20 protein-coding genes are annotated in these 18,327 nt (G+C 53.8%); 9 read left to right on the forward strand and 11 right to left on the reverse strand.

Translation table 11 applies throughout. The annotated features are described in order from the left end of the window. Positions 1-23: 23 nt before the first annotated feature. From rmuC to DSM117340_RS12725, 4 genes are all read right to left on the reverse strand, one after another. A complete protein-coding gene (gene rmuC, locus DSM117340_RS12710; RefSeq protein ID WP_089892270.1) occupies positions 24-1,178 on the reverse strand; it encodes a DNA recombination protein RmuC in 1,155 nt (384 codons plus the stop codon). Beyond that, entirely contained in the window at positions 1,175-3,001 is a 1,827-nt protein-coding gene (gene mutL, locus DSM117340_RS12715; protein WP_089892273.1) for a DNA mismatch repair endonuclease MutL, read from the reverse strand. The genes rmuC and mutL overlap by 4 nt, the downstream gene beginning before the upstream one ends. Before the next feature lie 108 nt (positions 3,002-3,109). Further along, positions 3,110-4,435, reverse strand: coding sequence for an ammonium transporter (locus DSM117340_RS12720; RefSeq protein WP_089892276.1), 1,326 nt, complete (start codon positions 4,433-4,435; stop codon positions 3,110-3,112). Positions 4,436-4,456: 21 nt separating this feature from the next. Beyond that, positions 4,457-4,795, reverse strand: coding sequence for a P-II family nitrogen regulator (locus DSM117340_RS12725; RefSeq protein WP_089892279.1), 339 nt, complete (start codon positions 4,793-4,795; stop codon positions 4,457-4,459). Between the two features lie 256 nt (positions 4,796-5,051). On the opposite strand from DSM117340_RS12725, the gene DSM117340_RS12730 reads away from it, so the two are divergent. The 3 genes from DSM117340_RS12730 (at position 5,052) to DSM117340_RS12740 (ending at position 9,851) form a co-directional block, all read left to right on the forward strand. Further along, on the forward strand, positions 5,052-7,268 hold the full coding sequence (locus tag DSM117340_RS12730) for a PBP1A family penicillin-binding protein (RefSeq protein WP_089892282.1): 2,217 nt from the start codon (positions 5,052-5,054) through the stop codon (positions 7,266-7,268). A 500-nt stretch (positions 7,269-7,768) separates the two neighbouring features. Beyond that, positions 7,769-8,974, forward strand: a complete 1,206-nt coding sequence (locus DSM117340_RS12735) for a hypothetical protein (RefSeq protein WP_089892285.1) — start codon at positions 7,769-7,771, stop codon at positions 8,972-8,974. 109 nt (positions 8,975-9,083) lie between these two features. After that, positions 9,084-9,851, forward strand: coding sequence for an FCD domain-containing protein (locus DSM117340_RS12740; protein WP_089892288.1), 768 nt, complete (start codon positions 9,084-9,086; stop codon positions 9,849-9,851). A 58-nt stretch (positions 9,852-9,909) separates the two neighbouring features. On the opposite strand, the gene DSM117340_RS12745 is transcribed toward DSM117340_RS12740, so the two are convergent. From DSM117340_RS12745 to DSM117340_RS12765, 5 genes are all read right to left on the reverse strand, one after another. Continuing rightward, positions 9,910-10,482 (reverse strand): F0F1 ATP synthase subunit B, encoded by a 573-nt coding sequence (locus DSM117340_RS12745; RefSeq protein WP_089892291.1) that lies wholly within the window; start codon positions 10,480-10,482, stop codon positions 9,910-9,912. 4 nt (positions 10,483-10,486) lie between these two features. Continuing rightward, complete coding sequence (locus DSM117340_RS12750) at positions 10,487-11,023, reverse strand: F0F1 ATP synthase subunit B' (protein ID WP_089892294.1); 537 nt, start codon at positions 11,021-11,023, stop codon at positions 10,487-10,489. A gap of 83 nt (positions 11,024-11,106) precedes the next feature. Beyond that, positions 11,107-11,331, reverse strand: a complete 225-nt coding sequence (locus DSM117340_RS12755) for a F0F1 ATP synthase subunit C (RefSeq protein ID WP_089892297.1) — start codon at positions 11,329-11,331, stop codon at positions 11,107-11,109. Positions 11,332-11,374: 43 nt separating this feature from the next. Beyond that, the gene (locus DSM117340_RS12760; RefSeq protein WP_089892300.1) at positions 11,375-12,133 is read right to left on the reverse strand and encodes a F0F1 ATP synthase subunit A; all 759 of its coding nucleotides are present in this window, start codon (positions 12,131-12,133) and stop codon (positions 11,375-11,377) included. A 2-nt stretch (positions 12,134-12,135) separates the two neighbouring features. Beyond that, positions 12,136-12,465 (reverse strand): AtpZ/AtpI family protein, encoded by a 330-nt coding sequence (locus tag DSM117340_RS12765; protein ID WP_089893627.1) that lies wholly within the window; start codon positions 12,463-12,465, stop codon positions 12,136-12,138. Between the two features lie 343 nt (positions 12,466-12,808). On the opposite strand from DSM117340_RS12765, the gene DSM117340_RS12770 reads away from it, so the two are divergent. Further along, positions 12,809-13,138 (forward strand): metalloregulator ArsR/SmtB family transcription factor, encoded by a 330-nt coding sequence (locus DSM117340_RS12770; protein ID WP_089892303.1) that lies wholly within the window; start codon positions 12,809-12,811, stop codon positions 13,136-13,138. On the opposite strand, the gene DSM117340_RS12775 is transcribed toward DSM117340_RS12770, so the two are convergent. Beyond that, positions 13,135-14,025: a LysR family transcriptional regulator gene (locus tag DSM117340_RS12775; RefSeq protein WP_245724444.1), complete on the reverse strand. Its 891-nt coding sequence runs from the start codon at positions 14,023-14,025 to the stop codon at positions 13,135-13,137. The two genes, DSM117340_RS12770 and DSM117340_RS12775, sit on opposite strands and share 4 nt — an antisense overlap. A 301-nt stretch (positions 14,026-14,326) precedes the next feature. Continuing rightward, a complete protein-coding gene (locus DSM117340_RS12780; protein WP_089892308.1) occupies positions 14,327-14,548 on the reverse strand; it encodes a hypothetical protein in 222 nt (73 codons plus the stop codon). 319 nt (positions 14,549-14,867) lie between these two features. Here DSM117340_RS12780 and ffh point away from each other — a divergent pair, with 319 nt between their 5' ends. From ffh to DSM117340_RS12805, 5 genes are read left to right on the forward strand one after another with little or no spacing between them, the layout of a single operon-like run. Next, positions 14,868-16,367 carry a signal recognition particle protein gene (gene ffh / locus DSM117340_RS12785; RefSeq protein ID WP_089892311.1) on the forward strand — a complete coding sequence of 500 codons (1,500 nt, stop codon included), beginning with the start codon at positions 14,868-14,870 and terminating at the stop codon, positions 16,365-16,367. Between the two features lie 4 nt (positions 16,368-16,371). After that, positions 16,372-16,920, forward strand: a complete 549-nt coding sequence (locus DSM117340_RS12790) for a GNAT family N-acetyltransferase (protein ID WP_089892316.1) — start codon at positions 16,372-16,374, stop codon at positions 16,918-16,920. Next, a complete protein-coding gene (locus DSM117340_RS12795) occupies positions 16,917-17,420 on the forward strand; it encodes a GNAT family N-acetyltransferase (protein ID WP_089892319.1) in 504 nt (167 codons plus the stop codon). Before DSM117340_RS12790 ends, DSM117340_RS12795 begins: the two co-directional genes overlap by 4 nt. Beyond that, positions 17,420-18,025 carry a GNAT family N-acetyltransferase gene (locus tag DSM117340_RS12800; protein ID WP_089892322.1) on the forward strand — a complete coding sequence of 202 codons (606 nt, stop codon included), beginning with the start codon at positions 17,420-17,422 and terminating at the stop codon, positions 18,023-18,025. The genes DSM117340_RS12795 and DSM117340_RS12800 overlap by 1 nt, the downstream gene beginning before the upstream one ends. After that, on the forward strand, positions 18,018-18,314 hold the full coding sequence (locus DSM117340_RS12805; RefSeq protein WP_089892326.1) for a chorismate mutase: 297 nt from the start codon (positions 18,018-18,020) through the stop codon (positions 18,312-18,314). Before DSM117340_RS12800 ends, DSM117340_RS12805 begins: the two co-directional genes overlap by 8 nt. Positions 18,315-18,327: the final 13 nt, after the last annotated feature.

The raw sequence follows: 18,327 nt of genomic DNA on the forward strand, positions 1-18,327 counted from the left end.
CTTAGCCTTGATCTAACGCAAGCTTATTCAGGCGCTTTGATTGGCACCACATTCGGCTGCTCAGGGGCCAGCTCTTCGAAATCAAAGTTATCAAGCCGCTTGGCCCGTCGTCCTGCCTTGTCAGCGGATACTTTGATATCGGAGATGTCTTTGGCAGCTTGATGAAAGTGACGGTCAAGATTTTCGACACGGTTTCCAAGACGGTCAACATCGGCAAACAAAAGCCCAAGTTCACGGCGGATCGCTCCTGCCTGCTCACGCATCCGCGCATCTTTCAAAATAGCTCTCATCGTATTGAGGGTTGCCATGCAGGTAGTCGGCGAAACAATCCAGACTTTCGCGGCAAACCCTTCGCGAACAAGTTCTGGAAAGTTCGCGTGAAGCTCAGCATAAATCGCTTCAGACGGCAAAAACATCAGCGCACCATCCGCAGTTTCTCCGTCGAGAATATATTTCTCCGAAATGTCTTTTATATGCTTCTTAATTGACACACGCAGCATCTTGGCAGCCTCGTTGACTTGCCAATCATTCTCAGCACGCCGCAGTGCTTCATAGGCCTCAAGCGGAAATTTAGCATCAATGGCAATCGGTCCGGGCGGGTTAGGCAAATGGATCAAACAATCTGCCCGCTTCCCATTTGAGAGCGTTGCCTGCATCGTATAACTGTCACTCGGCAAGGCTTTGGTTACAATATCTGTGAGCTGAATCTCACCAAACGCGCCCCGTGTCTGCTTGTTGCTCAAAATATCCTGAAGGCTCAAAACGTCGCCTGACAGTTTCGTAATATTATCTTGAGCCTTATCAATCGCAATAAGCCGTGCTTGAAGCTCCCCGAGTGACTTAGCCGTACTCTGAGCCGAACCCGTCAGGTTCTCGTTCATCTTGCCACTGACATCGGCAAGGCGCTTTTCCATCAGTTGTAACATGTTGGCCTGTGAAGCTGCCTGTGCTTCGCTCACGTGGGTCAAGCCCCCTGCGAGCTGTTGCTGCCCATCTGACAGCTGCTGCACACGCACACCAAGATTGCCCAATTGATGCACCAAGGGCTCTGTCATACGTGCCGAGCGCGCAGCAGATCGCATCCCCATAAACAGCATAAATAGGATTACGAAGATTAGAAAAAGTCCCGCAAAAAGAAGATGCAGCTCTGCAATCTGATAACCTGCCAGTTCAATCATGTGCGCCCGAATAGCCTCTCGATATCGCTCAATTTCAGTTCAATATAAGTAGGCCGCCCGTGATTGCATTGACCCGAATGTGGAGTCGCTTCCATCTCGCGCAAAAGTGCGTTCATTTCTTCGGCACGCATCCGTCGTCCAGAGCGGATCGAACCATGGCAAGCCACTCGGCTGAGAACAGCTTCGAGCTTGTCTTTCACCGTGCTTGTCGAGCCGCCGTCTGTCAGCTCGTCAACAATGTCACGCAACATTGCCTCTGCATTGACCTCACCCAAAATCGCAGGTGTTTCACGCACAGCAACAGACCCAGCCCCAAAAGGTTCAATGCTCAAGCCCAACTGTGCCAAATCCTGCGCGGCTTCGAGCAAAAGCGCACAATCGCCTTCGCTCATGCTGACAATCTCGGGTATCAATAGCGCCTGCGCGCGCACTCCGTTTTCCGCCATCTGTTTTTTCAGTCGTTCATAAACCAGTCGCTCGTGAGCAGCGTGTTGATCCACCAAGATCATCCCAGTCTCTGTCTGGGCTATGATGTAATTCTCGTGCACCTGTGCCCGCGCCGCCCCCAAAGGCAGCGCCTCCAATGGCCGTTCGTCATGTGTTTCGACTGTCTCAACTCGCGCAGAAAAACCGCCTGCCATTTCCGCAAAGCCTTGGCTTGGCGCAGAGTACCCCCGCCCTATATCGGGGCGATCCATTTGGTAAACCCTTGGTTCAGTCACTTCTGGCCGCATGGCCCCAAGCGCCGCGGCACCAACAGTGGAAGAGGCTCTGTGTCCTGCCTCTGCCAGCGCGTGTTTCAGTGCACTTACGATCAGCCCCCTCACCATGCCCGGGTCACGGAAACGCACCTCAGATTTGGCAGGGTGCACATTCACATCTACGAGATTGGGCGCGCAAGACACGAAAAGCGCCACTGCTGGGTGGCGATCTCTACTCAAAAAATCGGAATATGCTCCACGCAGAGCTCCAATCAAAAGTTTGTCTCGCACCGGGCGCTCGTTCACAAAGAAAAACTGCGCCACAGCAGAGCCGCGCGAATATGTCGGAAGAGCCGCGTACCCCGTCAGTGCAACCCCCTCACGCTCCGCATCGATTGCCAGCGCATTCTGGGCAAAATCACGGCCCATAACCTGCGCCAAACGTCCATGCAAAGCTTTGAAAAGGTCGCCAGTCTCTCCTTCAACGCGAAACTTAACTTGCGGCTCGCCATCGCCCGACACATCAGCCAGACTAAAGCCCACATAAGGCTCGGCCATTGCCAACCGCTTCACAACCTCGGCTATTGCCTGCATTTCTGCGCGGTCCGAGCGCATAAATTTCAAACGAGCCGGCGTCGCATAGAAAATATCACGCAGCTCAACGCGGGTTCCGCCTGCCAAAGCCGCTGGCTTCACAGCGCCCATATCTCCACCAGAGACCTCAATACGCGCGCCTTCTTTGCCCAAAACCCGCGAGACGATGCTCAGCCGTCCAACAGCACCAAGTGACGGAAGCGCCTCTCCACGAAAACCAAATGTATGGATATTCATCAAGTCAGAGCCGTCGATCTTTGATGTCGCATGTCGCGACAACGCGAGCGGTAAATCAGCCGCACTCATCCCGCAGCCATCATCTACAACCCGTATGAGTGTCTTGCCACCATCCGCAACTTCAATACGAATGCGCGTGGCTCCCGCATCGATGGCGTTTTCAACCAGCTCTTTTACCGCAGACGCTGGCCGTTCGATCACCTCACCTGCCGCAATACGATTGATTGCAGCATCGTCAAGCTGACGGATCACAGGGTGATTTTGGCTTATGTTGGGGCGAGGCTCGGACATGCCGCAAGACTTAGCATAGGCACGCGCGATTCGACCATGAGAGAAACCGCACAACAAAAAGGGCCAGCCAAGTTTCCTCTGGCTGGCCCCGATGCTGTTTAGGTTAGATTAACCCTTTGAGAACTCTGGGTAAGCTTCCATACCAAGCTCGGCCATATCCAAGCCCATGATCTCGTCCTCTTCGCTTGCACGGATACCGACTGTTGCTTTCAGCAAGAACCAGAACACTGCAGAGACAACGAAGACGAACACACCCACAACTGCGATAGATGTCAGCTGGACCATCAGGTTCGCATCTGTGTTTGTGAAGACAACGGCGATTGTCCCCCAGATACCCGCCATCAAGTGAACAGGGATGGCACCGACAACATCGTCAATCTTCAGCTTGTCAAGGAATGGCACTGCGAACACAACAATCACACCACCGACCATACCGATCAACGTCGCGGAACCGAGCGTAGGCGTCAGAGGTTCGGCTGTAATCGAAACAAGACCCGCAAGCGCACCGTTGAGGACCATCGTCAAATCGACCTTCTTGTAGAGAAGCTGTGTCAAGATCAGAGCCGCAATCGCACCGCCAGCCGCAGCTGTGTTGGTGTTCGCAAAGATACGGCTGATGTCACCAACGTTTCCGGCTGTGTTCATATAAAGTTGCGAACCGCCATTGAAGCCGAACCAACCGAGCCAGAGGATAAACGTACCGAGTGTTGCCAATGGCAGGTTCGAGCCCATGAAGGGAACTGTACGGCCTTCTTTGGTATACTTGCCGAGACGTGGTCCAAGAATGAGCGCGCCAGCCAAAGCAGCCCAGCCGCCAACCGAGTGCACGACAGTCGAGCCGGCGAAGTCAAGGAAGCCCATACCATCAAGGAAGCCACCGCCCCATTTCCAGCTGGCCTGGATCGGGTAGATGAATGCTGTCAGCACAACCACAAAGGCAAGGAACGGCCAAAGTTTGATCCGCTCAGCCAAAGTACCTGAAACGATCGAAGCGGTCGTTGCGCAGAACATGAGCTGGAAGAAGAAATCGGACCCAACTGAAGCATAGGTCAGGTCAGGCTCAGCACCCGCAAGACCAACTGGCTCAAGCGATGCCATGCTAAACGCACCCAAGATGCCTTCCATGCTCCAGCCATCGCCTGGATACATCAGGTTATAACCAACAACATAGTAAGCAATTGCGGCAATCGCAAAGAGAGCGATGTTCTTGGTCAATTGCATCGTCACGTTCTTGGAGCGGACAAGGCCCGCTTCAAGCATGGCAAAACCAGCCGCCATCCAGAACACGAGGAAACCCGCGACAAGGAACATGAAGGTGTTAAAGATGAAGCCGACTTCTGTGCTCAGCGGCAGAACCTCGGCATCTTGCGCCATTGCGGCGGCGGGCAGAAGCGTCGCCGCTGCAGCCAGCGTATATATGAATTTATTCGTCATGATTTCGTCCTTTCCCCGCGCTTAAAGCGCATCTGGTCCTGTTTCGCCTGTCCGCACGCGTACTGCCTGCGCCAGATCCAGCACAAAAATTTTCCCGTCACCGATCTTGCCAGTGCGTGCGGTCTTGGTGATTGTTTCGACAATGCTATCCGCCATGTCCGCAGGAACTGCGATTTCAAGTTTGATCTTCGGCACAAAATTGACTGCGTATTCTGCTCCACGGTAGATCTCGGTATGGCCAGATTGCGCCCCAAAGCCCTTAATCTCGCTCACCATCATTCCGCGCACGCCGATCGCGGTCAGTGCCTCGCGCACCTCTTCAAGCTTATAAGGCTTGATCGTTGCTATAATGAGTTTCACCTTGTTATCCCTTTCCCTAAGCCGCCTTTCGACAGCACTTTGCACCTGCAGCATTTGCCCAATGCGGCGCAGAAAGAAGCGTTCGGGCTCACAAGACGACTCTAAAACAGGCAGAATCCCGTTTTTTGCGCAACGACTCGCTCAACTGCACAAAAAATACGCATTTCTGTGAGGGCTTCTGCACGTCTTTCCCCTCTACATTTTACGAAAGCCAAGATAAGGTCTCACAAAACAAAGGCTCCGAGCAGGGCAGATTATGAGTAACACTGGACGCAAAAAGCCGCCGCTCGTTGCAGAGCGCCGCTACCCCAAAAAGACCGTTGCAGCGCCGAAAAAGCGCGCTGCCAGTAAGCGCAGCCCCACCAAACCAAAGCGTGGGCTCATTCGCCGCTTAATTTCGGCAATTTTTTCTTGGATCTTCCGTATCATCTGGGGCTTCGGCTGGCGGCTGACGCTTGTCTGTACGTTGCTGCTTGGCCTTGCTGTGGGTTATGTTTCACTCACTCTCCCTCCCGTGGAACAGCTTTTCGACGGCCGCGCACGCGGCTCGGTCACTTTATTAGATGCTTCAGGGAGCGTTTTTGCTTGGCGTGGTGATCAATTTGGAGGAGCGGTCACCGCAACATCTGTCTCACCACACCTTAAAAACGCAATCATTGCGACTGAGGACAAGCGGTTCTACCAACATTTTGGCTTGTCACCGCGTGGCATTGCGTCTGCTGTTCGCATTAACTTGCGCGAAGGACGCGGGCCTCTGTCTGGTCACGGTGGTTCAACGCTGACGCAACAAACAGCCAAACTCATCTGCCTTGGCGTGGATTTTGACCCCACAATCTGGAAAGACGAAGCGGCATATGAAGCCGATTGTCGTCAAGGTTCTCTCGCACGCAAGGCCAAAGAAGCAATCTACTCCATGGCAATGGAGGTCAAATACACCAAAAATGAAATCCTGACGGTCTACATCAACCGCGCCTTTCTTGGCGCAGGTGCGCGTGGCTTTGAGGCGGCATCCCAGCGCTACTTCGGCAAATCCGCAGCTATGGTCGCCCCCAACGAAGCGGCCATGTTGGCGGGCCTCCTGGTCGCCCCTACTCGCTACGCGCCAACGAACAACCTTGAGCGCTCCCAAGAACGCGCGGCAACCGTCGTACGCCTAATGGAAGAGCAAGGTTACCTCTCGGCCACAGAGGCAAAGCAGGCATCTCTGTCACCCGCTACGCTTTCTCAAGCAGCACAAGCCAAAGCAGGTGGATATTTTGCTGATTGGGTTATGACAACTGGTCCTGACTTCTTCACTCGCAATACAACAGAAGACGTCATCATCCGTACCACGCTTGATCAGCGCATCCAGCGCGCAGCCGAAGCCGCAATAAAAGACGTTTTTGATGCCAAAGTCAGCAAAACCTCTGGTGCTCAGGCTGCTATTCTAATCATGTCCGCCGATGGCGCAGTTCGCGCCATGGTCGGAGGGCGCCAAACGCAAGTTTCTGGCGCCTTCAACCGTGCCACCATGGCCAAGCGCCAACCGGGATCAGCATTCAAGCCTTTTGTCTATGCCGCTGCGCTCGACATCGGGAGATCGCCCTTTGATCTTATCAATGACGAAGCTTACTGCATCGACGTTCCTGGTTCAGGTAAATATTGCCCGAACAACTACAACGACAAATTTCACGGAACGGTCACGCTGACAGAGGCACTCAAGAAGTCCTACAATATTCCAGCAGTTAAGCTCGCACAGGAAGTCGGCCTCGATACCGTTCGTAAAGTCGCCTCCGACTTCGGCATTGAATCTGATCTTGCTCAAGGCCCAGCTCTTGCGCTCGGAGCCTCCGAAGCGAGCCTACTCGAAATGACAGGGGCCTATGCAGGCATCCTAAATGGTGGGAGCGCGGTGACACCCTACGGCCTCATTGAGCTCAAGCTTCTCGGAAATGAAGACCCTCTGATGACGGCAACAGGCGGGATCGGAGAACGCGTAATTCAACAAGAGAGTGCCGAAAAGCTGATCTGGATGATGAACAAGGTCGTCACCGAAGGTACAGGTGGTCGGGCACGCCTAGCAGACCGTGACGTAGCTGGTAAAACAGGCACCTCGCAGTCAGCCAAAGACGCATGGTTCATCGGTTTTACAGCCGACTATGTAGCTGGCGTCTGGATTGGCTATGATGACAACACCCCACTCCAAGACGTTACAGGCTCAGGCCTGCCCGCAGAGATCTGGCAAGAGGCAATGAAGCGGGTCCATGAGGGCCTTCCCATCCATGTGCTTCCGATGCGAGCACCAGAGACAAACGAAGGGCAACTCCTTGGCAAAATCTCTCCCCAAGGCGGGGCGAGACAAACGCAAAGTGCCGTGGAACAACTGCTCGAAGGAATTTTTGGCTCCACTAGTGGAACCCGAGCAAGTGGCGGCACCCCTCAAGACGCAAAAGAGCGCCAAGACCGTCAGCTAAACAACCGTGAAAGCCGGTAACCGTTACTCGCACCTTGCATCGAGTAGCGCACCTGCAACGGAAATCTTGGTTTCCTGTTGGATATCGCAGAAAATGACCGCTGGCGGCGGAATTGGGTCCGGCTCGTTCGTGCACTTCAAATCAGCCATTATAATGGCCTGATCGCCCCTCAACCGCGTTACCTTGCAGCCGGAGACCGTCTCTATAGCGATCCGCGCCCTTGGCTCTACCGCTGCCAACCGTGGCGCCCACTCGCCATTCAGGCGAATAGCTTCGGCACGCCGGTCCAATACACGCACGTCAAACGTGCTCTGAGCAACAGTGATGCGCTGAACAGGGGCCCCGCGAAAGGTGGTGCTCGGTGTGTCACATGCCGCCAAGAGAAAAACAGATAAAACAGACAATCTCATGAGATGAGGATTGATCAGACATGGTTAACAGCTGCTTAAAGGAACAGACTATTGCATTCAGCTTTTGGAATGTATATATATTCCAAAAGCTGAATATAAGGAATCATCCCATGTCTCGAAAACCAGCCGATACATATTCGCCTCTCTACTTTCTCGCATCACTTGGCGCGGGGGGGCTTTCTGTCACTTTCTTCATGTACCTAATGTTCTGGGTTCCCCATCGGGGCCGCCCCGTACCCATCTTTGAAGATATTGTGAGTGCATTCTCAACTGGTAGCACGCCCTTGCAGGCCGCGATTGTCATCGCAGTGCTTGGGATCATCGGAATGACTTTTCTCAACGTAAAATCACTCCTATGGAATTTTGCCGCCCTTCGTCGTTTCAAACAAACCAATGCTTACGCAGAATTGCGTCGCTCGAACGCCGAAACAACACTTCTCGCAGCACCGCTCGCCAGCGCGATGACAGTCAACGCCCTCTTCATTGTGGGCCTCGTGTTTGTTCCTGGGCTTTGGAACGTTATCGAGTATCTGTTTCCGCTCGCTCTCTTGGCTTTCGGAGCACTTGGCGTCTGGGCTCTCGCGCTTATCGGGCACTTCCTAGGGCGGGTTTTGAGCGAGGGCGGAATCTTTGATATGACCGCTCACAATAGCTTTGCCCAGCTCTTGCCAGCCTTCGCACTCGCAATGATTGGCGTTGGGTTCTCCGCTCCAGCGGCAATGTCGCTTACACCCGTTACTGTTGCGTTCTCTCTCGCCATCTCCACTTTCTTCGCGGTCGCATCACTTATCTACACAGTGGTCGCCCTCACAACAGCCTTTGGCTCTATGCTACACCACGGCACAGCACGTGAAGCAGGACCAACGCTTATGGTCATTGTCCCGATCGTGACCATACTCTCCATCCTGTTCTTGCGCCAAGATCACGGCCTTCATACTACTTTTGAGGGACACACCAGTGCCGCAAGCACAATGCTATGGTTGACACAAATGATCTCGGTTCAAGTCGTCTTTCTCTTGCTCGGCCTCACGGTCTTGCGCCGCCAGAACTACTTTGCGGATTTTGTTTTCGGTACAAAAACATCCCCTGGTTCCTATGCGCTCATCTGCCCTGGCGTCGCATTCTCCGTCTTGATGCAGTTCTATGTAAACAAAGGCCTCGTGGCCGCAGGCGCGATCTCTGCTTTTGGCGTCGCTTACTGGAGCCTCACGGCCATCGCGCTGTTTTCGCAGGCGCTCATGGTCATGTTGGTGTTGCGCTTGAACAAGCAGCATTTCAACCCAACGACAAAAGCCGCAGCCATCGCTGCAGAATAAAAAGCTAAGGATCACGGCGGGCTACCAAGGCCCGCCGTAATTCGTGAGCAGCGGCTTGCAGCCTCGCAGCTTTGGTAATATCGTTTTACCAATTCTAACGAGAGTGCCCATGCCATTTCAGCCCGTTCAACCCGAAAAACTCAGCCGTGCAGTCGTTCGCCAAATTGAACAGCTGGTCCTACGCGGCATTCTGCGCCCCGGGGAGCGCCTACCGCCTGAGCGTGACTTGGCCGAAAAGCTGAATGTATCGCGCCCCTCATTGAGAGAAGCGATTGGCGAGCTTCAAGAGCGCGGCCTGTTGATGACCAAAGCAGGCTCAGGGGTCTATATTGCAGATGTTCTTGGGTCTGCTTTTTCTGAAGCACTGATCGAGCTTTTCTCGTCTCATGAAGAAGCGGTCTTTGATTACCTCGCCTTTCGGCGTGACCTTGAGGGGATCGCTGCGGAGCGTGCTGCGCGACTGGCCTCTGCAACTGACCTGAAAGTCATTAATCACGCGTATGAGCGCATGGCAAAGGCTGACAAACGCACGGGTGCCCAAAAAGAGGCAGAGCTTGATGCTGCGTTCCATATGTCCATCATCGAAGCGAGCAATAATGTAGTTATGCTCCATATGATGCGCTCAATCTTTGATCTTCTCAAAGAAGGTGTTTTCTACAACAGGGCGCGTATTTTTCAGCAAAACACAACGCGCGAAGAACTATTGGGACAACACCGAGCTATTAACGACGCCCTACAAGAGCGTGACCCTGCGGGCGCACGCCTCGCTGTTGAGAACCACCTCAATTTCGTAAATGCAGCCCTCGCAGATCAGATCAAGTCAGACAAAAACGAAGATATAGCTCGCTTGAGATTTGAGCACGAACGAGAAGACTGAAGCCAAACAAAAAAACCCAGCCACTAGGGCTGGGTTTTTTGATTTCATTCAGAACGATTTAGTGAAGCTTTGATTCCACTTGTGAAATCGCATCATCAATCAACTGATTTCCTGACGCAGCAGTCATCTGCTTAGCAACAACATCGCGTGCTGCCGCAACAGCGACGACAATCGCGCTATCACGCACTTCTTTAACAGCTGAAGCTTCGGCACTTGCAATACGGTCCTCTGCGGCCGCCAAACGGCGCGCAATAGATGTTTTAATATCAGCCTTGGCTTGGACAGCTGCTTCTGCTGCTTCTTCCTTAGCGGCTTCAATAATACGGTTTGCTTGTTCCTGAACTTCTTTTTGTTTACGCTCGTAATCGGCCAGTACTTTCTGTGCCTCTTCGCGCAGAGCGCGCGCTTCATCAAGCTCGCTTTTGATGGTGTCTGCTCGGTTGTCGAGCATTCCGCCAATCATCGCGGGCACTTTGAAGTAAAAAAGGACACCGATGAAAACAAAGAACGCGATCGCAACAATCAGATCAGTGTTCCCAAAAGACCAGAAATAGGCTGAAAACGGGTTCTTGCTTGCCGCCATCGCAGGGCTAGCAGCAGTTAGGGCGAGGAGAATTGAAAGTTTCCGCATCTTCTTAGCCCTTCATCCGTGCTGTTACCGCTGCTGTAATGGATTTGGCATCAGCCGTTCCACCCATAGCTGCAACAAGTTCTTTCGCCGTATCTTTCGCGACGGCCTTAACACTCTCGAGAGCACCTTCGCGAATTGCAGCAATCGCTTTTTCACCCTCAGCTGTTTTAGCTGTGATCTCGGCGTCAGCTTTGGCCAGCGCGACATCTAGGTCTTTCTGAATATCTGCCTTAGTATCGGCAATAATAGAATTTGCTTCGGCGCGAGCGTCTGCAAGGGCCTTGTTGTAGGCTTCTTCCGCCTCAACTGCCTTTTGCTTCAGATCTTCAGCCGCAGCAATATCATTGGTAATCGTGCCCTGCCGCTCTGCCAGAACCGCCGCAATGCGGGGCAAGGCAACACGTGACAAAACAAGGTAGATCACGACAAGCGTGACCACGAGCCAGAAAATCTGGTTGGCCCAAGTGGAAAAATCCAGCTGGGGCATGCCTGGGGCCGCATCGGCTGCTTGGCCTGCGGCGGCGTGCGTTTCGGTCGCCATGTTGGCCCTCCTTCGGGAACTTGCCTGATCACCGGACGAGCGCTATGCGCCCATCCGGCCGTAAGGATCGCTGTCCGAAAAAGTTAAACGGCGAACATCAGCAGAAGCGCGACGAGGAACGAGAAGATCCCCAGAGCTTCGGCAAAAGCGATACCGATGAAGAGAGTGGCTGTTTGTGAAGCCGCTGCTGAAGGGTTGCGCAATGCGCCGGCAAGGAAGTTGCCTGCTACGTTACCAACACCAATTGCTGCTGCGCCTGAACCGATAGCCGCGAGGCCTGCGCCGATGTGTGCGAGATCGCCTTCCATGTGAATTCTCCTTACGATTGGAAGTTTAGATTTCTTTCAAACCTTAGTGTGAAGGATGCAGGGCATCTTTCAGGTACACGCAGGTTAGAATGGTGAACACGTATGCTTGGATAAACGATACGAGAACTTCGAGACCGTACATCGCAGTGATTGCGAGCACAGACACAGGGCTGATCACGGCGATGGCCGCAAAACCTGCAAATACTTTAATAACAGCGTGGCCCGCCATCACGTTACCCGCAAGACGGATAGAGTGGCTAACAGGGCGAACGAAGTATGAGATGATTTCGATGATGGCGAGCACAGGGCGAAGCGCGAGAGGCGCACTTGAAACCCAGAAGAGCCCGAGAAACTTCGCACCGTTCTTCACAAATCCAACGATCGTTACGGTGAGAAACACCAGCATCGCCAGAACAACCGTAACCGCGAAGTGCGATGTCGGCGTGAAAGACATTGGCAGAAGGCCAAGGAAGTTCGAGAATACGATGAACATAAACAGTGTCATGATGTAAGGGAAGAAGCCGACAGCGTCCTTGCCCGCAACATCTTCAACCATCTTGTACACGAAGCCGTAAGCCAATTCCGCAACTGACTGAGCGCGCCCAGGGATCGTCGCGCGGCGCGATGTTCCGAAAACCATCAGAGCGATGACCGCAACAATAGCCAACATCATCCAAAGCGTTGCGTTGGTGATTGTGAACATGCCCATATGATCACCGCCGAACAAAGGCTTAACGATGAACTGATCCATCGGGTGGAATACGAGGCTGCTGCCTTCTGCGCCGTGTGTCTCAGTCGCCATGACTAACCCTTTTCGTCTTTTGCAGCCTGAGCTGCTTCTTGTGTCTTCTGGATCTCCTGCGCCGAACGAAGCATCGTCTTCACTCCGGCCGCAAGGCCCATAAATGTAAACAGCACCATGAATATGGGGAGTGTCCCAAAGGCCCAATCAAGCCCATATCCGATGCCAAAGCCAAGGCCCAAACCAGCCACCAGCTCAATCACCATCCGCCACGCCAATTGCGCTTGAGAGTAGTGTTCATCCATATGATCTTTCGGAGCGTGCGCTTCTTTCACCGCTTTGATCCGCTTATCCAGCTCAGAGAGCTGATCATTTTCATTGCGGGTCGACACTTCAAAAGCCCCCATGGACAGTTGAAGCTTAGCTATTGCTCAGGGCACCGTGAGTCAAGTTGCGTTAGCACTAACACGAAAAATGGCTAAGTAGCTGATATTGGTAATTAATAGCTAACCTGGAAACGCCGAGGAACTTCTGTCGCACCTGCCACAGCCGGCCAAAGACAACAAAAGTCTTATTCAACCAAACGGTTGACCATCTCAAGCAACGAGAATGTTTACACCAAAAACGCTGCGCCACCCGTTTGCGCCACCCGTTATAGCGCTCACCGGAAGCGCGCGAAACCAAAACACTTAACCAAATGGTTGACGAAATCCGCTCCAAGAGCGAGATAAAGCAATGTCTGATCAACTTGACCTTGCATTCTCGGCTCTCGCCGATCCAACCCGCCGCGCAATCCTCACGATGCTGCTTGAGGATGACATGGCCGTGACTGATGTTGCTGAGCCTTTTGAGATGAGCCTCGCGGCCATATCAAAGCACCTCGCCCTGCTCACAAAGGCAGGCTTGATCTCACAAGAAAAACGCGGGCGCGTAAAATGGTGCAAGCTTGAGCCCGATGCGCTGAAGCAAGCCTCTGTCTGGATGCAAGGCTTCGGACAGTTTGACCCTGTGAACCTAGATGATTTCGAGCGGTTCCTTGAACGTGAGCTACCCGACAAGCCTTAGTCACAGCTCAAGCGCTCTTTCAAAAATTTGGCAATAGCCTGCACTTTAGCAGTACGGTGCAGATCCATATGTGTGATGAGCCAGAGGCTAGCGCCCCAGTCAGGCACGGGTCCAGCAATCTTGACGAGCTCCGGCATATACTCCTCAGCTCCCTCCGCCAAAAAGCCAAGCCCAACTCCTGCTCGAACGGCCGCATTGGCGATCTGATAGTCCCCCGCCTTAAAAACGATTTGGTTGGGCTCAACATGGCCTGTCAGCCATTTGTAATAAGGCGCGCCTACGCTGGCATCCGCACTCCCAACAAAGTGGTGACCCGCAAGATCGTCTAATCCAAGCGGCGTTCCATGAGCATCAAGGTAAACCTTAGAAGCATAAAGGCTAACTTCCGCACGGCAGAGCTGCTGAACAACATTGTCAGGCTCTTCAGGCTTGCGGCTTGAAGCACGAATAGCGATATGAGCCTCGCCATACTCAAGCTTAAAAACGCGATCTCCGGCCAAGTAACGAAGGCTCAGGCCCTCGTGCATGTCTTGAAACTCTTTTAATAGAGGCACAATGCGCGGTGCAATTTCGGTTAGAGACGTAATCACCAGCTCTCCGCTGACAACACTGCTCGTTCCGTGGATCAGGGATTCTAGTTGTGCAAACTGCTCCTCCGTCGCTTGCCCAACGCGTAAAAGCTCATTGCCAGCTTCAGTTGGCGTGTATCCCCGCGCATGCCGCTGAAACAGCTTTGCCTTGAGTCGATCCTCAAGAGCGTCAATATGCCGAATAACAGTCGCGTGGTGGATTCCGAGAACATCAGCCGCTCGGCTTACGGTTCCTTCCCGCGCCACATGGTAGGCCGTTCTGATTTCATCCCAGTTGTCCATGATTCGGCCTGCCATTATCCTGTGTCGCGGTTCACGTCATCGACCCAGAGTAACGGCCGAATCCCTTGATGCAACGTTTCTACCCGATATGCGCAGGTGAAGCGCGACCAGAATAACTAAATCAATATAAATGCTCGCAGGGTTTGAGCGTTTTGGGAACAGTTTAGGGAAGCTCAATGAGGCGCGCTAACCATCCCAAAACACAAAAGGCTGCCGGTTATCGGCAGCCTCATGAAGAAACAGCGCCTCGATCATCTGGTCTGCAAACCAGCCAACAGAGTTCTTGAGGCGCTGAAACTATAATCTTTTAAAGATATTATGTTCCGTCTGACGATGCGACAGCTGCGAGCGTGAGAACGCCGATTGCGATAGCAATGCCTGCGCCGCCTGAACCAAGTGAGCCAGAAGAGCCGGCTGGTACTGGTGTTGTGTCAACGAATACGTCTGATTCCATAACAGCTGTGCTATTGCTGCCTGCTGCGGCGAATGTTGGGGCCGCAATCAGTGCGATTGCTGCGAGTTTTACGACAGTTTTCATATTGGTACCTCAGTTAAAAAATTGGTAATTACAAAGAAAACATACCTCCCTGCCCCCACTGCATCAAGCGTATTGTCGCGCCAACGTCTGTTATGGTAAAAATGTGGCACATATTTGCTGGCTCAGACGTCCCACAGGACAACTTGACCACACCACCTCGACACGGTAAACGTCCCGCAATCATACGGAAGTCTCGAATCTTCCGGTCTCGCCAGTCGAGATCGCCCCCCGTCAGCGAGTTTCGCCCACGGGGGCTTATTGTCATTGGGCGGCCCGATTGTTTTGTCGGGTCAGAACGAAACGGTGAAGGAACCGAACGATGTTTGAGAATCTGTCCGAACGCCTATCGGGTGTCTTTGATCGCCTCACCAAACAAGGCGCGCTCTCGGAAGACGATGTTAAAACAGCGCTGCGTGAAGTCCGTGTTGCTCTGCTTGAGGCAGACGTGTCGCTCCCCGTTGCCCGAGAGTTTGTCAAAAAGGTTCAGGATCAGGCTACTGGTCAAGCGGTTACAAAATCGGTCACACCTGGCCAGCAAGTCGTCAAGATCGTGCACGACGCGCTGGTGGATACCCTTAAAGGCGCTGAAGACCCTGGCCGCCTAAAGATCGACAACCCCCCAGCGCCGATCTTAATGGTCGGCCTTCAGGGCGGCGGCAAAACCACGACAACAGGCAAAATCGCGAAGCGTCTCAAAGAACGCGAGGGCAAAAAGGTCCTTCTCGCCTCGCTCGATATCTACCGCCCCGCCGCGATGGACCAATTGGCCATACTCGGCGCACAGATCGGTGTTGACACACTACCCATCGTCAAAGGTCAGACTCCAGTCGACATCGCCAAGCGCGCCAAGCAGCAAGCGGCGTTGGGTGGATATGACGTTTATATGCTAGATACGGCTGGCCGCCTCCAGATCGATGAAGTCCTGATGAAAGAAGTGCAGGATGTGGCCGCAGTGGTTGATCCTCGCGAAACCCTTCTTGTCGTTGACGGCCTTACAGGTCAGGTTGCGGTTGAAGTGGCCGAAGAATTTGATGCTAAGATTGGCATCACCGGCGTAGTTCTCACCCGTATGGACGGTGACGGGCGCGGCGGTGCTGCGCTTTCGATGCGCGCCGTTACAGGAAAGCCCATCCGTTTTGTTGGCCTCGGCGAGAAAATGGACGCACTCGAAACATTCGAGCCAGAGCGTATCGCAGGCCGTATCCTCGGAATGGGTGATATCGTTGCGCTGGTCGAGAAAGCCCAAGACACGATCGAGGCGGAACAAGCCGAGCGCATGATGAAGCGCTTCCAGAAGGGTCAGTTCAACATGAACGACCTTAAGATGCAGCTAGAGCAAATGCAGAAAATGGGCGGCATGGAAGGCATCATGGGCATGATGCCAGGCATGGGGAAAATGGCAAAGCAAGTGCAAGACGCAGGCTTTGACGACAAGATCATCACGCGCCAAATCGCCCTCGTTCAATCTATGACAAAACGCGAACGCGCCAACCCACAAATCCTTCAAGCCTCGCGCAAAAAGCGCATCGCTGCGGGTGCAGGCATGGAAGTCTCAGACCTAAACAAGCTTCTTAAAATGCACCGCCAAATGTCGGACATGATGAAAAAGTTGGGCAAGGGTAAAGGCGGCATGCTGAAACAAGCCATGAAGGGCATGTTCGGCGGCAAAGGCGGCCTCCCAGCAGAACTCGGCCAAGGCATGGACCCCGCCGCCATGGAAGCAGCAGCCAAACAGCTTGGAGCATCGGGCAAACTGCCTGGCCTTGGTGGCGGAACGGGGCTGCCTTCCGGTCTTTCTGGCTTTGGGAAGAAGAAATAAGCCAATGCTGAGCCTCTCCATCCCCACACTGGAAACCGAACGCCTGATTTTACGGGCGCACCGCGAGGAGGACTTCCGCGCAGAAGCGGAGTTTTACGCCACGGACGCCTCTAGATTTGTTGGAGGCCCCCAACCTGAGCACCGCACGTGGCGGATGCTCGCCATGATGGTCGGTCACTGGGCCTTCCGCGGCTTCGGCTTCTGGGCTCTAGAGGAAAAAACCACAGGTCACTACATGGGCCGCACAGGCCTCTGGTTCCCCCAAGGCTGGGCCGAACGTGAAATCGGCTGGACACTGATGAACCACGCGACTGGAAAAGGCTACGCAACCGAAGCCGCTCTCTCAGCGCGCGCCTATGCTTACGATGTGCTCGGTTGGGATACAGCCATTAGCCAGATCGGACCTAACAACGAAGGCTCCAAAGCAGTAGCGCGCCGCCTTGGCGCCCAATTTGAAAAAACATACGAAGACCCTGAATACGGCCCGATCGAAATCTGGCGCCACCTTGCGCCAAACGCACTCGAAAACGGTGGAATGGAGGCCTACGCATGAGTGCGCCCCTGATCCCCGTAATCGAAACAGAACGCTTGCGCCTTCGAGGCCCTAAAGTAAACGATCTGGCACCGCTGACTGCGTTCTTCGAAACAGAAGGTAGCGCTTTTGTTGGCGGCCCGATGAGCGCTGGCGCGACACAAACAGCCATGCTCTCAACAATCGGAAGCTGGGCGCTTTATGGATACGGCCTCTGGCACGTAGCCATCAGGGCGACTGACCGTTTCATCGGCTGGGTTGGCCTACTCCCGCGCGCAGACAAGCCAGAGCCGAGCTTTGCAGGGGCAATCATGACCGCCGATCAGCGCCAAGGCTACGCGCTTGAAGCAGGTCGCGCGGCATTGTCTCACCTCACAGGCCAGATGAATCGCTTCGCACCTGTCACTTATATAGACGCAAAAAATGTGCCTTCACTTAGAGCAGCAAGCCAGCTTGGCTTTGCACAAGAAGCTGCGGACGAGGCTGAGATCACACTGCGCTACGTTGGGAGGGCCGCATAATGCACACCGCAAACATCCCTGTTCTCGAAACGAAACGCCTGATTCTGCGTGGCCCTGAAGCCGAAGACTACCCCGACTTCAAAGCCACGTTTTCAAGCTACCGTTCACGCTTCATGGGCGGGCCTCTGAATGCATATGAGGCATGGATGCTCTATGCTGCGGAAATCGGTCATTGGAACATTCGCGGCTTTGGCATGTGGATGATCCACGACAAAGAAACAGACGAAACCTACGGCATGGCCGGCGGCTGGAAACCTGCGCGCTGGCCCGAGGCGGAAATCGCTTGGATTATCTGGCCTGACAAAGCAGGCAAGGGCTATGCCCTAGAGGCAACCCACGCCGCGCGAGATTATTATTATAAGCATCAAGGTTGGGAGACAGCAGTCAGCTATCTTGATCCCAAAAACCTCGACAGCATCCGTCTTGCCGAACGCCTTGGCGCGAAACGTGACAACGAGGCTGTTACAATCGATGGGTCTGATGCGGTCTACCGCCATCCATCGCCCGCAAAACTCGATGGCACACAACTCGCTCACGGCATCGACATGGAGATCAGCCACTACGCTGATCCGCTCTTCAAACCGAAAGGATGGGCGCTTGACTGATCCTGTTACGCAAGCTGCAACGCTTCTCAAGGAGCATCGCGAAAGCATCGACCGCCTCGATGCCATTCTCGTCTATACACTCGGCGAGCGCTTCAAACACACCCAAGCGGTGGGCGCTCTTAAAGCCGCACACGACCTTCCCCCGTCTGATCCTGCGCGTGAAGCAGCCCAGATCACACGGCTCGAAGATTTGGCAATTCAGGCCGATCTAGACCCTGAATTTGCCAAGAAGTTTCTTAACTTCATCATCGCTGAAGTTATTCAGCACCACCAAAAACACCAAGAATAACAGGCCCATGCCT

This window comes from Lentibacter algarum, assembly GCF_040580765.1.
In the GTDB taxonomy this organism is placed as follows: Bacteria; Pseudomonadota; Alphaproteobacteria; order Rhodobacterales; family Rhodobacteraceae; genus Lentibacter; species Lentibacter algarum.

Bases quoted from the DNA above. Each gene is read 5' to 3' on its own strand.
- DSM117340_RS12790 (WP_089892316.1), top strand. From the start codon at position 16,372: ATGCTGAGCCTCTCCATCCCCACACTGGAAACCGAACGCCTGATTTTA.
- DSM117340_RS12740 (WP_089892288.1), top strand. From the start codon at position 9,084: ATGCCATTTCAGCCCGTTCAACCCGAAAAACTCAGCCGTGCAGTCGTT.
- DSM117340_RS12755 (WP_089892297.1), bottom strand. From the start codon at position 11,331: ATGGAAGGCGATCTCGCACACATCGGCGCAGGCCTCGCGGCTATCGGT.
- DSM117340_RS12750 (WP_089892294.1), bottom strand. From the start codon at position 11,023: ATGGCGACCGAAACGCACGCCGCCGCAGGCCAAGCAGCCGATGCGGCC.
- rmuC (WP_089892270.1), bottom strand. From the start codon at position 1,178: ATGATTGAACTGGCAGGTTATCAGATTGCAGAGCTGCATCTTCTTTTT.
- DSM117340_RS12730 (WP_089892282.1), top strand. From the start codon at position 5,052: ATGAGTAACACTGGACGCAAAAAGCCGCCGCTCGTTGCAGAGCGCCGC.
- mutL (WP_089892273.1), bottom strand. From the start codon at position 3,001: ATGTCCGAGCCTCGCCCCAACATAAGCCAAAATCACCCTGTGATCCGT.
- DSM117340_RS12735 (WP_089892285.1), top strand. From the start codon at position 7,769: ATGTCTCGAAAACCAGCCGATACATATTCGCCTCTCTACTTTCTCGCA.
- DSM117340_RS12770 (WP_089892303.1), top strand. From the start codon at position 12,809: ATGTCTGATCAACTTGACCTTGCATTCTCGGCTCTCGCCGATCCAACC.
- DSM117340_RS12775 (WP_245724444.1), bottom strand. From the start codon at position 14,025: ATGGCAGGCCGAATCATGGACAACTGGGATGAAATCAGAACGGCCTAC.
- DSM117340_RS12760 (WP_089892300.1), bottom strand. From the start codon at position 12,133: ATGGCGACTGAGACACACGGCGCAGAAGGCAGCAGCCTCGTATTCCAC.
- ffh (WP_089892311.1), top strand. From the start codon at position 14,868: ATGTTTGAGAATCTGTCCGAACGCCTATCGGGTGTCTTTGATCGCCTC.
- DSM117340_RS12745 (WP_089892291.1), bottom strand. From the start codon at position 10,482: ATGCGGAAACTTTCAATTCTCCTCGCCCTAACTGCTGCTAGCCCTGCG.
- DSM117340_RS12780 (WP_089892308.1), bottom strand. From the start codon at position 14,548: ATGAAAACTGTCGTAAAACTCGCAGCAATCGCACTGATTGCGGCCCCA.
- DSM117340_RS12720 (WP_089892276.1), bottom strand. From the start codon at position 4,435: ATGACGAATAAATTCATATATACGCTGGCTGCAGCGGCGACGCTTCTG.
- DSM117340_RS12800 (WP_089892322.1), top strand. From the start codon at position 17,420: ATGCACACCGCAAACATCCCTGTTCTCGAAACGAAACGCCTGATTCTG.
- DSM117340_RS12795 (WP_089892319.1), top strand. From the start codon at position 16,917: ATGAGTGCGCCCCTGATCCCCGTAATCGAAACAGAACGCTTGCGCCTT.